At 45.5% G+C, this 13,647-nt stretch carries 12 protein-coding genes; 5 read left to right on the top strand and 7 right to left on the bottom strand.

Features of this window, described 5'->3' with window-relative positions; all coding sequences use genetic code 11:
• The first annotated feature begins 93 nt into the window (after positions 1-93).
• Positions 94-1,368: a restriction endonuclease gene (locus tag FSB84_RS23450; protein ID WP_158644082.1), complete on the top strand. Its 1,275-nt coding sequence runs from the start codon at positions 94-96 to the stop codon at positions 1,366-1,368.
• A gap of 12 nt (positions 1,369-1,380) precedes the next feature.
• Here the strand turns inward: FSB84_RS23450 and FSB84_RS23445 are convergent, their stop codons facing one another.
• From FSB84_RS23445 to FSB84_RS23415, 7 genes are all read right to left on the bottom strand, one after another.
• Positions 1,381-2,064 (bottom strand): DUF2461 domain-containing protein, encoded by a 684-nt coding sequence (locus FSB84_RS23445; RefSeq protein WP_130540291.1) that lies wholly within the window; start codon positions 2,062-2,064, stop codon positions 1,381-1,383.
• 130 nt (positions 2,065-2,194) lie between these two features.
• On the bottom strand, positions 2,195-2,998 hold the full coding sequence (locus FSB84_RS23440; protein ID WP_130540290.1) for a hypothetical protein: 804 nt from the start codon (positions 2,996-2,998) through the stop codon (positions 2,195-2,197).
• 18 nt (positions 2,999-3,016) lie between these two features.
• Positions 3,017-3,574: a phospholipase D family protein gene (locus FSB84_RS23435; RefSeq protein WP_130540289.1), complete on the bottom strand. Its 558-nt coding sequence runs from the start codon at positions 3,572-3,574 to the stop codon at positions 3,017-3,019.
• A 4-nt stretch (positions 3,575-3,578) separates the two neighbouring features.
• On the bottom strand, positions 3,579-4,565 hold the full coding sequence (locus tag FSB84_RS23430; RefSeq protein WP_130540288.1) for a hypothetical protein: 987 nt from the start codon (positions 4,563-4,565) through the stop codon (positions 3,579-3,581).
• Positions 4,558-5,484: an SLATT domain-containing protein gene (locus FSB84_RS23425; protein WP_130540287.1), complete on the bottom strand. Its 927-nt coding sequence runs from the start codon at positions 5,482-5,484 to the stop codon at positions 4,558-4,560. The genes FSB84_RS23430 and FSB84_RS23425 overlap by 8 nt, the downstream gene beginning before the upstream one ends.
• Positions 5,481-6,269 (bottom strand): class I SAM-dependent methyltransferase, encoded by a 789-nt coding sequence (locus FSB84_RS23420; protein WP_130540286.1) that lies wholly within the window; start codon positions 6,267-6,269, stop codon positions 5,481-5,483. The genes FSB84_RS23425 and FSB84_RS23420 overlap by 4 nt, the downstream gene beginning before the upstream one ends.
• A gap of 3 nt (positions 6,270-6,272) precedes the next feature.
• Complete coding sequence (locus FSB84_RS23415) at positions 6,273-6,707, bottom strand: DUF1810 domain-containing protein (RefSeq protein WP_130540285.1); 435 nt, start codon at positions 6,705-6,707, stop codon at positions 6,273-6,275.
• Between the two features lie 304 nt (positions 6,708-7,011).
• Here FSB84_RS23415 and FSB84_RS23410 point away from each other — a divergent pair, with 304 nt between their 5' ends.
• The 4 genes from FSB84_RS23410 (at position 7,012) to FSB84_RS23395 (ending at position 13,636) form a co-directional block, all read left to right on the top strand.
• Positions 7,012-7,566: an RNA polymerase sigma factor gene (locus FSB84_RS23410; RefSeq protein ID WP_130540284.1), complete on the top strand. Its 555-nt coding sequence runs from the start codon at positions 7,012-7,014 to the stop codon at positions 7,564-7,566.
• Between the two features lie 58 nt (positions 7,567-7,624).
• Positions 7,625-8,671, top strand: a complete 1,047-nt coding sequence (locus tag FSB84_RS23405) for a FecR family protein (protein ID WP_130540283.1) — start codon at positions 7,625-7,627, stop codon at positions 8,669-8,671.
• A gap of 85 nt (positions 8,672-8,756) precedes the next feature.
• The gene (locus tag FSB84_RS23400) at positions 8,757-12,032 is read left to right on the top strand and encodes a SusC/RagA family TonB-linked outer membrane protein (RefSeq protein WP_130540282.1); all 3,276 of its coding nucleotides are present in this window, start codon (positions 8,757-8,759) and stop codon (positions 12,030-12,032) included.
• A 38-nt stretch (positions 12,033-12,070) separates the two neighbouring features.
• Positions 12,071-13,636: a SusD/RagB family nutrient-binding outer membrane lipoprotein gene (locus FSB84_RS23395; protein ID WP_130540281.1), complete on the top strand. Its 1,566-nt coding sequence runs from the start codon at positions 12,071-12,073 to the stop codon at positions 13,634-13,636.
• Positions 13,637-13,647 lie beyond the last annotated feature (11 nt).

Here is a 13,647-nt window from a genome sequence, read left to right as displayed (position 1 = left end):
TACTATAAATATACAGAGAAGACGGAGGATTCCGAAGTATACCTGCAATTGCAGCAATTTATTATCTTTAGCCCAATCCTATGCGTTCACAACATGAATTCATTTCTACGAGTAATTAAGATCTTATTGTCCCTTGCCTTATTCTCCATTGCCGTGGCAGGTATGTTCAAAGCCGAATATTCCCTTTCCGTGGCCTTGATGATCGGTAGTTTCTTTATTGGTATTATGGGGCCGCAAATTCAGGTCAATCCTGGCTATGCGATGAGTTATTCCGGCTCAGACAAATGGATGGCAGGAGCTTTTGCATTGATCCGGGCAATACTGGGGATCATATTTCTTACAAGCAGTATCGGTGGTTTCATGGATAAAGACTATGCAAACGCCTCCATTGTGCTCACAATGGGTATCATGCTTTTCTCCCCGCTTTCCAATCTGGTGTTCTATCATGGAGGATACCTTGTAAAGGACCAGGCTGAATATGCAAAGGTAAAAAGGATCCATACCAGGCTGGTGATTGCGAGGAATGCAGGAATGTTCTTCCTGTTTTGTTGTTTCGGATTATATCTGAAATCAGCGTTTGTTACAGGGCATGTATTCTATGCTCTTGGATTGTTGTTTACCCTGGCTGTACCACTAACGCTATGGGCTAAACGGGATCAACTGATCATCCGCCCTTCCGTAAAGCAATTGCTTTGGGGTATCGAGCCGGGAGAGCCAACACCGGAAACAAGCTTCACTCCCGCCCTTCCCGCACATATAGTGATACCTGCCACTGCTGTTGCGCCGGCTGTGCCTGATGCAAGCCCAATAGCAGCTGTGGACATTGAACCGGAAACTGAGCCTGTGGTTGAAGAAAAGGAAATTGAACCCACAACAGTTAGTTATTCATTGCTGGATGAATTCAAACAACTGGCCAAAATGGGTGCACATCAGCGTGGCTACGCCTTCCAGCATTTCCTGATCCGCCTCTTCAATGAGAGCGGACTGGATGCCCATTCCGCCTTTCGCGTAACAGGCGAAGAGATCGATGGCAGCTTTGAGCTGGATGGCAATGTATACCTGCTGGAAGCCAAGTGGCAGCAGGAAAGCTGCAGCGGCAGCCCGCTCCGCGACTTCAACGGTAAAGTGGAAGGGAAAGCCAGCTGGGCCAGGGGCATTATCGTTTGCTATTCCGGTTTTTCGGAGGAAGCAGTGAAAGGATTTGTGACCGGAAAGCGTTTGAGCATCATCGGTATGGATGGCAAGGATCTGCTTCTCATCCTTGAAAACAAGATCTCACTCAAAGAGGCCATCAAGAAAAAAGTCAGACTGGCTGGTGAAAGGAATAGTTTCTTTGTTCCTATCGAGGATATCATAGGATCCAGGTAATGGACTTTTTTCTTATTCTCCATTGGCGTCGGAACTCAATAACTCGCTCATATAATCGAAGAACGGGCGCATATGCCTGAAGGTAAGATCAGCTTCTTTCAAAAAGCCGGTGCTTAGCACCTCTTCATCTGTAAACGGGCGGATCAGCAGGAATTGCTTGTAGCGTAGCAGGTCTATGGCTTCATGGTTTGAATCAAAACCTTTTGGGGCAGTCTTTACCTGCTCTCCTTTCAGGGCGCCGAATGAAGCCTTGAACGTTTTGCTGTTGATGATCTTTCTCAATGGCTGGTCATCGAAGGCAATATCTTCCCTGATCCGTTTAAGGTCTGCCGGTACTGGTCCCCAGAAACCGCCGGCGATAAAACTATTGCCTGGTTCGATATTGTAATAGTATCCGCCCCTTCGATATTTGGTAGCCCGTTTGAATCGGCCGCTCCAGTTGGTTTTGTACGGTGTTTTGTCCTGGGAGAAACGGGTATCACGGTAAATGCGGTGCAGACTTTCTTTGCCGGACCTCGTTTCCAGCTGATCGTGCCGGCTTAGCGCCAGTAATAAAGTTTCTGCGAAAATGGCCATCTTTTCCTGTTCCAGTTGAAATTCTTCTTTATGTAACTGGAACCAATCCCTGTTATTATTCTTTTTAAGGGTATTTAAGAACCGGAGGCCGGAAGCTGATATCTGAGGCTGTTTTTGCATATTGAATTACCTGCAATCTGTTGCAGGAGGCGAACAAAGATACGGTGTTGATCATACTGGAAATAGATTCATTCTAAAACCAAATCCTGTTTTTATTTGATGCGGTATCATTTGAATGATTTAGGAGCTCCTAACTGAGGTTCTTCCCGATCTCTTCTATCACTTCATCATAGAGATCGGAGAAGCTTTCTGTAAAACGGTAATCGATATTAGGTGGTTTACCTTTTGAAAAGCAGAACTCCCGGTTTTTGGTTACCCTTCCGGTAAATTCGTCCAGCCGTTCCAGTTGTTTGAAGTGTACTGCCTTTCCGCTTTTCAGTAACGGACTAACAGCTTCAAACTCATTCAGGATCTTTCTCAGGTAATCTTCCATTGTGCCCAGATAGATATGTACATTGCTGAGATGAACAAATGCAGGTAAGCTTCTTGATTCAAGCTTCAGGCCTTCGAGCTCAAGCTGATATTTATTCACCACCTCCATTTGTTCCCTGTACAGATCCAGGTAAACACCACGGATAAGCAATGCGGGAGGATCATCCTGCCCATTGAGATAAGCTGTGGTTAGGCCGCCAGCCCGCAACGCTCTCCTCGCATTCTTGATATTGCGGTAAATATTTCCCAGGCGCTTGAAATAATCCATACGGATCTCAATTCTTATCTGTTCCTGTTTTCTTAGTTCATCCTTGATATCCTGTTCCCTTTTCTGTGCAATTTCCCTGGACTTGAACAGGTAGGCTATCAATCCCCCAACAATAGTTAGAAGTGACAGGTTCAGCAGGTTCTTGATCAATTCAAAACGGACAGTGTCTTTAATTGAATTGTCATCCAGCAGTGGAATAAAATTGCGATCGAAGCGGAAAACAAGAAAAAAAATAAATAAGAGCGAGAAGATAAGGATCAGTAAAAGTATGGTAACCAGTTTACTTATGCTCATAATCACTGATTGTTCCTGTTAGTTGGTTTCTGTTGAAGATTCATTCATGGGTACCGGAACTTCTTTGCTGTAGTCAGGCATCATGTAAGGTGTAAGGATATCCGCCTTATAAAAGGATAGCTCTTGTTCCCATTTGTCGCAATCCGTCAGGGATAGTGCCGGCGCTGCACCATTTTTCAATAAAGAGAAATAATCCAATAATTCATTTATCTCTTCGGTGTTATTGAACAGGATGCCACATTCATGATTCCTGAACATTCCTCCCCAGGTGAAATTGGACGAAGAAATGATGGCTTCCTTATCATTGAAGATATAAGCTTTGCAATGCAAATGTTTTACTCCAAAAATTCTCATTCCATTCTCCACTGCCAGTCTTAAAGCTTTCAGGTCAGATAGTTTTACGAAAAAGTCATACAGGCTGAACCTTGTAATGAATTCCGATTTTTCCAGCAAATTGTATTTCGCCAATATCTCCATGGTGAACATGGAACAGGATGGTGAAATGATCTTCACGCTGGCGGCGGTACTGAGCTTTTCTTCAAATACAGTGTGCCATTGGTCTAATACGAGTTTCATAGAACTATACGCTTAATAGTTTATTTATTTCTTCGTGAGTAATATCAGGCTGAATAACGTTGAGTTGTTTCAGGGCAGGATGTTTGTACAGGTTGCCGGTATCGTTGGTGATCATCAGCACCGGAATGCCCAGTGCTTTTGCCAGGTCTACTTCCTGGGAGATCCAAACTGGCAGGCCAAAATCGATATCTACCTGATCAATCAGCACCAGCATATGTGAGCACTGTCTGATCCTGTCAAACAACTGGTGTTCGATCGGGATGTCAGTACTGGCTACCGGACCAAGGTCGATATCAAATTGGTAGAATTGTAACTTCCCGATGATCTCTTTTATATTTTCATTATTGAACTCATGTGCGATAAAAATCTTTTTGTTCCCAGGTTGTATTGTATGGAGGTTGAAATCAAATTCAACTGATCCGAAATTCCCGGGATCATGATCATTCCCGCAATCCCTGAGTACATAAAAAGTGGAATCCATCATTCCGAGTGGTAATACTCCTAAAGAAATCAGCTGCCAGAAGTAGAAGTATGGAGAAGTGATCTTGTCAAAAACAGCCTCCCACCTGACGGCTCTGTTGATGCATTGCTGGGCTATCCTGAAAAAGACCTGGTAGTAGATAGTGCCGGATGTAGAGATGCATTTTTGTTTAACAGCCTCTCTCCATTCGCTTGAGTTTGTTATGGAGTTTGCCTGATGCCAGGCCATTGATAATTTATCCCGTGAAACCGGATCTGCACCTGCAAGCACATCCAATTGTTTTCCGAGGTTATGCATTGCTAACCGGAGAACATCATTTTTGTTTGCCCACCAGGAAAGCCGGAAATTCCTTTCGATACCGATGGCATTTTCAGCAGATGTATGAATGACAACTGTTTTCCCTGTCAGCCTGAACAGGTCGAGCAAATCATTACCGGCCTTGATCACTGCCGCTTCATTGAAGTTGTTAGCAAAAGGCAATTCCAGGTATGTGGGTCTCACTTTACTCATTATTCCTTTTTACTTTGTGTTCACGACTAATGAGTTTTTCAATTTCATAAATTTTACTTCTCACACGCGTGAGGTTATTGGTGTCTTTTAGGATTAGAAGTTCATCTTTGGCTGAACTCAGTTCATCGATGGCCACACTTGATTTAATACTTACTTCCTCGTGCTGTTTTGTTTGGGTCCAGGATAGAAATGCAGCTGATAGCGTGGTGAACAGGGCGATATAAGTATATGCAGGTACAGAACCGCCTATACTGAGAATTGCCAGGGTAATTCCAATAACATTGAACACAAGACCAGTATAAAAATAAAGAGTGCTGTTCCGGGAATTCAATTCCGCCCTCCTGCTATAATACTTTATCTGGTTCTCTACCCGGTTGGTTATATAGAAGTCTATTTTATCCTGCATGCTCTTGCTTTGTGTGTCTATGATCCAGGCAGAGAATTCATTGTTGAGGACTGACCTGATACTTTCAACCTGTGTATCGAATACAATTCCTATTTCAGGCATTTTTAGTTCGGCCTTGATATACTTTATGCGTTTCAAAAAAGCTTCTTTGGCCTGCTCTGCATTTTCATAGATATCGAATCCGAATGCAAAGAACCAGGCTTCGCTCAGTGTGCTTTCAGCCAGGAACCTGGATTTTTGCCATTTGGGCATATAGTTGGATCTGAATTGCATGATCATTAAACACATGTAGAAAATGATCAGGAACAAAATGAGGTATTGGATCAGCTTCATGCCCTGGATATCAGGATCAGGAATAGAAGATAACAGGGATATCACCAGTAAGGTGATCAGTTGTGACTTGAGTATATTATGATAATACTGTTTGTGCAGCTTGGCCAGAGCATTGTACTTTTCATATGTGGCGGGTCCTTTCAATTCCCGGTCCCAGTCATTCCATTTTATAGTTCTCATTTATTGTAAGATTTTCGGCAGCGAATGTGAAGAAAATAGGCTACAACCGTAGCATTGATCAGCTTTGGCTTTCTTTTGATGGAGGCAGGTGTGGGCCGGGGCTCATTCATCATTTCGATCGTAAATCCATTCCCTGCCATCGCATTGAACCATTGGCTAAGTGTCCGGATGAACCTTGGGATCCGGAAAGGCTGCATTCCTGGCTGAACAGCGCCTGTATTAATATCGAACAGCCATTCCTCGATGATTACATTGTCTGTATCAAAATAACTACTGAGCTCTACAGCGTACACTTTTCCATTTTCATCTTTCAGGTTTTTCCTGTTCAGCGGATTGAAGCAGGGATGTGATATCGAAAATTGCACAAAAGCGCCTGGCTTCAATATCCTGTTCAACTCCCTGAACAGTTGATCGATATCTGATACATCCATGAAACTCATGAATCCTGTTGCAAAATCGAATGTTCCATTCGGAAACGATGTATGGAGCGCAGTTCCAGTTTTGTATTCAATGGAAGCATGTGGATTGTTCAGGGATGCATTGGTAATGAATTTCTCGGATATGTCGAGGCCGGTCATCTTAGCTCCTTTGTCTGCCAACAGCCTTGTATTGTAGCCATCGCCGCATCCAATATCCAGGCCAGTCAGGCCATCGATATCAGGCAGATGTTTTAAGAATTCAGGAGTATTGATCTCGTCCCGGTAAATATCCGCTCCTGCCCTGCTCAGGTGGCTCCAGGTGTCGGCATTGGCCTCCCAATACAGTTTGGTCTGGTCATCATTCATACTTTATTCAATATCTATGTTTAGCAATTCAACCGTTTTTTCATCTTTTACCCCATCAAAATATTTATTCAGGACTTGTTCGAAAACCGGAATGTTATGGGCAAGCAGTGAAAACAAGGTCATTGACGACTGTAACTTCATACTGTCGATACTTCCAAATATGTCGATGGGGTTGCTGCCAGGTAACTTTAATAACGCGTTGCTGATCCCCGTCAGCCGTGGGCCTAAAATTTCATGATCAAGATATTCCCTTGCTTCGCTCATATTCCTGATGGCATAGTGATTGGAAGTTTCACTGGACCCCAGCCCATAAATCTGTGGGAAAATAAACCACATCCATCTGCTGCTTTTCTTACCATTCCTGATCTCAGTCAAGGCTATATCATAAACTCCCTCCTGTGCTTTCAGGAACCTTGTCAAGTTGTTTTTGTATGTCATGTTTATGATAAGTTCTTAGATATTGTCTGGAAAATGATTGCCGGGCGCGCCATTTGATCAGGATCAATGCCGGGAATGGCGTAACGCTGACGCATAACAGTATTTTACATGGGGCAGATTATACTTCGGACGGAGTGTACCCAATATAGAAATATTTTCCCATTTCTAAAGAGTTTCAAGAAATATCATGGTTCAGGTGATTACCCGGACCTGCCAGATTACTTAACACATAAATAATCTTCTTTTTCTCCTCAATTTTTCCAATTTTGCACCGGAAATTTCTACCTTCTAAACACAAAAGGATTTGATCCAGATAACTGAAATAAAGAAAGGCGATCAGGTTGCATACCAGGCGGTATACGACCTGTATCACGCTAAATTGTTTCATTATTTCCTGAAGCGTACCCGCATAAAAGAGCAGGCGAAGGATCTAACCCAGCAATCGTTTATCAAACTCTGGAAATCAAGGCATACTCTCTCTGATGCATATTCCCTCGATACACAGCTCTTCACCATTGCCAGCTCCATTTTTGTGGATCACCTGCGCAAACAGGCTGCTGAACGCAAATACCAGCATCGCCTGGAAGATGATCTCTGCGAGCAACCTGCACTGGTCTGTCACTCCAATACAGACTACGAATCCGCCGATTACCTCGATGCCGTTTCGGAAGACCTTCCACCCATCCGCAGGAATGTTTTCATGCTGAAGATCGCCAAGGGCTATTCCAACAAGGAAATAGCAGAACAGCTTTCTGTAAGTATCAAAACGGTGGAGGACCACTATTCCAAGGCATTGAAGCATGTACGCTCCCTCGTTACCATCCTGCTTTTTCTGCATATCCTTTTTTCCCAGTATTAATTTAATATTATCAGCAGGGGTAAATTCTGGTGCCCTTCGTATCTCCTAATGCACCATCATGAAGATCACGTATACGCTTATACAGAAGTTTTTTGAGAACCAGTGTACCGCCACTGAAGCAGAGGCCGTTGCCCGCCACCTGAAGCAACACCCTGAGCTGATGGCGATGTACCTGAAGTCTTCATGGGATGCTGCCGGAAAGGAAAACACCGTGCCTGCAGGTTATGAAGATGAAATGCGCGAGGTGATCAATAAGCAGATCGGAAAGCAAACACGCAGTGTCCGATTCCGCAGGATATCAATAGCCGCTTCATTACTGGTGGTGGCAATTGCTGTTTGGTTGTTGGTCCCCGATAATAAAACTCCTGCGCCGGCACAGGCAAATTCAGTACAGGGACCGGCTGTAAAATCAAACTGGACAACACAAACAAACAATTCCGCAAAGAGCCGGAAGATAAAACTGGATGATGGTACCATCGTGAAACTGGCGCCCAAAGCGAAGATCAGGTACCAGGAACCATTCGGAATACTTACGCAGCGGAATATCTATATGGAAGGTGTGGTTGATTTTGATGTAGCTAATAATAAAGGAAATCCATTCACTGTACATTCCAGATTGTTTTCAACCACGGTATTGGGCACTTCATTCAGGGTATCAGAATCGGCGATGGCCTGCAACATAAAACTATTTCAGGGTAAGGTGCTGATCAAATCACTGAAGGATTCGCTGAAAGGCTGGAAACAGGATCTCATCCTGATGCCCGGCAATGAAATGAACTATAGCATCGAAAAAGGAAACATGTCTGTGAATCGATTCATTGTTGAGCCAGGTCCCCGCCCCCAACCCGCCGGCACTGATCATTCCGTCACTGACGATGATGCCATGATCTTCGATAACACACCTTTGCCGGTGGTGATGAAAACATTGATGACCAAATATAATTGTCCAATATCCTATGATGAAGAACTATTGAAAGGAAAATTCTTTTCCGGCGAAGTGATCAAAGGAGACTCATTATCCGTATTGCTGAATCTGATTGCAAACATGAACGGTCTGCAGATTTCAAAAAAAGATGACGGCTATATAATCACGAAATCTAAGTAAACATACAGGAAACGAACAGGTGCTTGCTAGCTGCTTACCGGCGGCCTGTCTATCCCATGCGTATAAGTCAAACAATAAAAAACTTATGAGATCAACAAAGAAAAAAGGGCAAAGCAACATACAGTTGATGTGGGTTTTGTTCCTTTTATTTTTCAATGTATCAGCAATTGCACAGGAAACGGTTGCCGTAAGCGGCACCGTTATCACAGAGAAAGGTGAAGTGCTGCCTGCGGTAACTGTTATCGCTACACGAAGAGCAGACAATGGGCGTCAAACACTGTCCGCCGTTACCAACGAGAAAGGCATCTTTACCTTTCCCCAACTGAGGCTGGGTGAAGTGTATGATTTCACTTTCTCTTCTATAGGCTATGAAACCCACGTTCATAAAGGATTTACGGTAAAACAGCCGGGTAATTCCAATACCCTGCTGATCCGTATGAAAAGTAAATCGAAGGATCTCGGTGAAGTGGTGGTAACTGCCCTGGGCATCAAAAAATCACAGCGCTCTCTCGGTTATGCGTTAACGAAAGTAGACAGCAACCAACTGACTGATGCAGCCAGCCTCAACTGGATGGATGCCCTTTCCGGTAAAGTGGCAGGCCTGAACCTGGTCCGTTCCGGCTCCGGTCCGGCGGCCACCAGCAAGATCATCCTGCGCGGAGAGAACAACCTTACAGGAAACAACGAAGCCCTGATCATCATCGATGGTGTGGTTGTGAGCAGTGGCAGTGGCAGACGCTCTGCCAACGGCAGCGACCAGGTATATGCCACCAACTCGGATAACCTGCCCGCAGACTACGGCAGCGCAGTGAATGATATCAACCCACAGGATATCGAAAGCGTTTCAGTACTTCTCGGGCCCGCTGCAGCTGCGTTGTACGGACAGCGCGCTGCCAACGGCGCCGTGATCATCACTACCAAATCCGCCACACAGAAAAAAGGCGGACACTTCAATGTTCGCTATACCGTGAACGGTAGTATCGAACAGGTGAACAGGTTCCCTGATCTGCAATATGAATACGGACAGGGCCTGGGGGGCGCTCTTTATTATTCATATGGAGCCACCGAAGATGGCGCCAGCACCAGCGGTACAAGTTCTGCTTATGGGCCAAAATTTGATGGACAATCATTCTATCAATACGATCCGGTTAGACAAACAGTAGGCCTGCAACGCACTCCCTGGAAGGCTTACGACAATATCAATGATTTCTGGGACATGGGCCGCGACCTCAGGAACAATCTCAGCATCGATGGTAAGATCGGCTCTACAGGCGTTCGCATTACACTGGGTTCGGAAAACAATAAATGGATCGTGCCCAATACCGGTTTCGTTCGCCAGAACATCGGCCTGTCCACCAATACAGACATCACCAAAAAATTGAAACTGGCTGTGAAGGCCAACTACGGTTTCAGGAAAAGTGATAATCTCCCCGCAGCAGGTTATGGCAACCAGAGCTTAATGTACTGGTACATTTTCTGGCAACCCAGCGCTGATCATAACTGGCTTAAGAACTACTGGGCAGGCGGGCCCGGCAGTGTGTACGACAGCCTTTACAAATTCATCCGCTATCCTTTTTCCTCCTTCCCGGAAAATCCATATGCCATCACCAATGAGTTCCTTAACAAAACAAGAAGAAATAACCTGACCGGCAACGTTACACTGAATTACCAGGTGACCAAAGAATTGAGTGTGATGCTGCGTGGCAACTATGACTGGATGAACGATAAACGTGAACAGGACAGACCTTTCGATGCCGGCACACGCCTGCCCAGAGGATCTGTGAGAAGACAGAATATCTACTCCAGGGAAAAGAGCTACGATATCATGGCCAAATACTTCAAAGAGCTGAACCCCGACTGGAAACTGGGTGTAACCTTTGGAGGAAGCCAGTTGAAGAACGAATACGATAAAACAGATATAAGGAATGATGGATTGCATCTGCCGGGTATCTATACAATGGAGAATACAGAATATGGCCTGGTGTATTTTCCCGATACAAGCCGGTACCAGCTCAACAGTTTGTACGGCATCGTGAACCTTAGCTATAAGAATTTCCTGTTTGCCGAACTTACCGGACGTCAGGACTGGAGCTCGATCCTGGCTTCTCCCAAAAGAAAGAATCCCGTTGGCTTTTCCTATCCTTCCATCAATACCGGCTTCGTTTTGTCTGATGTAGTGAAATTGCCGGAACTGATCAACTATCTGAAATTACGCGCTTCTTACGCCATGGTAGGAAGCTCTGACACCTATGCCTACACGACGGCCTACTCCTATCCTGTTGCCAGCGGTGGGATCTATCCGGACAGTGCGCTGGTGAGCCCCACAATCTTACCCAATCCCAATTTAAAACCACTGCTTACCACCACTTACGAGTTTGGTACAGAAATACAATTCTTCAATGGCAGGATCGCATTGGATCTGTCTGCCTATTTCGGCAATACGAGAAGACAGATCTTCACCAGAACCGTGGATGCTTCATCAGGCTATAGCGCCGCACGTATCAATGCTGGAAAAGTGAGGAATAATGGGATCGAGATCAGCCTCAATGCAAAACCAGTTGTTGGCAAAAAAGGTGGTTTCAACTGGAACCTGTTCGGAACTTTTTCTTACAACCAGAACAAGATCCTCTCCATGCCGGATAGCGCCATCCTGCTGAGAGCCGGCCAGGTGGCCAGCGGACAGATCGTGGCGTCCGTGGGTGGCAGCATGGGCGACCTGTATGGCCTCGGATATATGCGCAGCCCGGACGGACAGGTGATCTTCGATCCTGCAACCGGTTTCCCCAGGATCACAGACAGCATCATCTATCTCGGAAACACCACACCAAAATTCAAATTCAGCCTGGGTAATAAATTCCAGTTCAGGAATTTCACACTGAGCATGTTGTTCGATGCGCAGATCGGCGCCGTTGCTTATTCGCTTACACATTACAAACTGGCAGAGCAGGGTAAATTGAAATCAACACTGCCCGGCAGGTACAACGGGATCATCGGTAACGGTGTAATTCAGAATCCTGATGGCAGCTACCGTAAGAACGATGTGGTGGCAACTGATATCGACCAGTATTATCAATACAGCATCGGTAGTTACAATGCAGAAGGAAGCACATTCAGTACTGACTTCCTGAAATTCCGCGAAGCTTCACTGATGTACAATTTCAAACCAGGGTTCCTGAAGAAGTTCGGATTGAGCTCTGCCAGTGTGGGCGTGTTTGGCCGTGACCTGTTCATCTGGTCGCCCTGGCCCATCTTCGATCCTGAGTTTGGCACCTTGAGCGGAACAGATGTAGTGAGAGGTTTTGAAGTAGGACAGTTCCCTTCCAGCCGTACGATGGGTTTCAATTTAACCATCGGGTTCTAACCAATTCGTAAAAAGCTGATCAATATAAAAGCACAGAGATGAGAAAGAAAATATTTACAGCATGTATGGTGTTGATGGCGTTGCCGGCATTCTATTCATGCAACAAGGGATTTGAGGACCTGAATACAGATCCTATCAATTTCCTGGAAACAACTTCAGACAAGCTGCTGGCGCCGGCGCTTGTGAATTCCATCTGGCCCGGCATGAGCCGTAACCGGAGTTTCAATAATGAACTGATGCAGGTTACAGTATCGCAAAGTGATGGCGACAATACCGTGTTCAGGTATGCATTCAGGACCAGCATGTCTGACTATTTATGGAATGCATGGTTTGTACAGCTCACCAATTTCAAGCAGGTGGATAGCCTGGCGCGTACAGCCAAAACGCCCAACACTTCTTACCAGGGTATCGGTAAGATCGGCAAGGTCTGGCTGTTTGCCAACCTCACAGATATCTATGGCGATATCCCTTACTCAGACGCACTGGAAGGAGATCAGGGAAACCTGATCCCGGTTTTCGATAAACAAAAAGATATCTATCTCGATCTGTTCAAACAACTGGAAGAAGCCAATACTTTACTTGCAGGAGGCAGCACCATCGTGGTTTCCAGCGATCCCATGTATAAGGGAGATATTGCCAAATGGAGAAAATTTGGTAATTCCCTTTACCTGCGATTGCTGCTGCGTATTTCCGGTAAACCGGAAGTGCAGGATCAGTGCATTGCCAAGATCAAAGAGATAGTGGAGAACCCTGGCCAGTATCCCATCTTTCAAAGCAATGCGGATTGCGCCAGGTTACTCTGGACCGGCGGCACCAGCACTACCGATCCTTATACTTCGCCATTCGTGAATGGCATACGTGCGCAGGATTTTCGCGGCCCGGCCCTTTGCAGTTTCTTCCTCGACAACCTTGTTTCGTGGTCTGATCCCCGTTATGTTTCCTCTACACCGTACGGATCGGGAAGCATTGGAAGACTTGGAATTTCACAGGCCAGCGGTGGTGGATGGTATGGCGTACCAAGCGGATATATTCCCGGCAATGGCGATACCAAGGGTTGTTATTTCCAAAGCTATGATAATACCAGTACCGGCGGCACCTGGTCTCTCCAGCAAAATGCCAATACAGGTATCATCATGCAGTATGCTGAAGTGCAGTTCATACTCGCGGAAGCCGCTGCCAAAGGATGGATCACCGGCGATACAAAAACATTCTATTATCAGGGCATCGCATCCGCCATCAATTACTGGGTGCCTAATTTCAATGAGAGCATTACCCATGCCAATTTTGCCACGCATCTTACCAACCTGGATGCAGCCGGTGAGCTCTGGGATGATAATCTGCCACTGGAAACAAAAATGGAAATGATCCATTTACAGAAATATTATGCATTGTTCATGACCGATCTGCAACAGTGGTTTGAATACAGGCGCACCGGTCATCCTGTTTTACCGAAAGGACCAGGCCTGATGAATGGTGGAGTAATGCCGGCAAGACTGGTCTACCCTGTTTATGTTCAGGCAGCCAATCCTGTGAATTACAAAGCTGCTGTAGCCGCACAGGGCCCTGACGAAATATTCACCAATGTCTGGTGGCAGAGACCTTAATGAAACAATCA

The sequence above is a fragment of the Pseudobacter ginsenosidimutans genome (assembly GCF_007970185.1).
In the GTDB taxonomy this organism is placed as follows: domain Bacteria; phylum Bacteroidota; class Bacteroidia; order Chitinophagales; family Chitinophagaceae; genus Pseudobacter; species Pseudobacter ginsenosidimutans.
This window is presented reverse-complemented; position numbering and strand designations above follow the sequence as displayed.

What these genes read in the sequence shown, in the direction of transcription:
- FSB84_RS23415 (WP_130540285.1), bottom strand. Translation starts at nt 6,707, where the DNA reads ATGACATACAAAAACAACTTGACAAGGTTCCTGAAAGCACAGGAGGGA.
- FSB84_RS23445 (WP_130540291.1), bottom strand. Translation starts at nt 2,064, where the DNA reads ATGCAAAAACAGCCTCAGATATCAGCTTCCGGCCTCCGGTTCTTAAAT.
- FSB84_RS23420 (WP_130540286.1), bottom strand. Translation starts at nt 6,269, where the DNA reads ATGAATGATGACCAGACCAAACTGTATTGGGAGGCCAATGCCGACACC.
- FSB84_RS23395 (WP_130540281.1), top strand. Translation starts at nt 12,071, where the DNA reads ATGAGAAAGAAAATATTTACAGCATGTATGGTGTTGATGGCGTTGCCG.
- FSB84_RS23440 (WP_130540290.1), bottom strand. Translation starts at nt 2,998, where the DNA reads ATGAGCATAAGTAAACTGGTTACCATACTTTTACTGATCCTTATCTTC.
- FSB84_RS23425 (WP_130540287.1), bottom strand. Translation starts at nt 5,484, where the DNA reads ATGAGAACTATAAAATGGAATGACTGGGACCGGGAATTGAAAGGACCC.
- FSB84_RS23430 (WP_130540288.1), bottom strand. Translation starts at nt 4,565, where the DNA reads ATGAGTAAAGTGAGACCCACATACCTGGAATTGCCTTTTGCTAACAAC.
- FSB84_RS23450 (WP_158644082.1), top strand. Translation starts at nt 94, where the DNA reads ATGAATTCATTTCTACGAGTAATTAAGATCTTATTGTCCCTTGCCTTA.
- FSB84_RS23405 (WP_130540283.1), top strand. Translation starts at nt 7,625, where the DNA reads ATGAAGATCACGTATACGCTTATACAGAAGTTTTTTGAGAACCAGTGT.
- FSB84_RS23400 (WP_130540282.1), top strand. Translation starts at nt 8,757, where the DNA reads ATGAGATCAACAAAGAAAAAAGGGCAAAGCAACATACAGTTGATGTGG.
- FSB84_RS23435 (WP_130540289.1), bottom strand. Translation starts at nt 3,574, where the DNA reads ATGAAACTCGTATTAGACCAATGGCACACTGTATTTGAAGAAAAGCTC.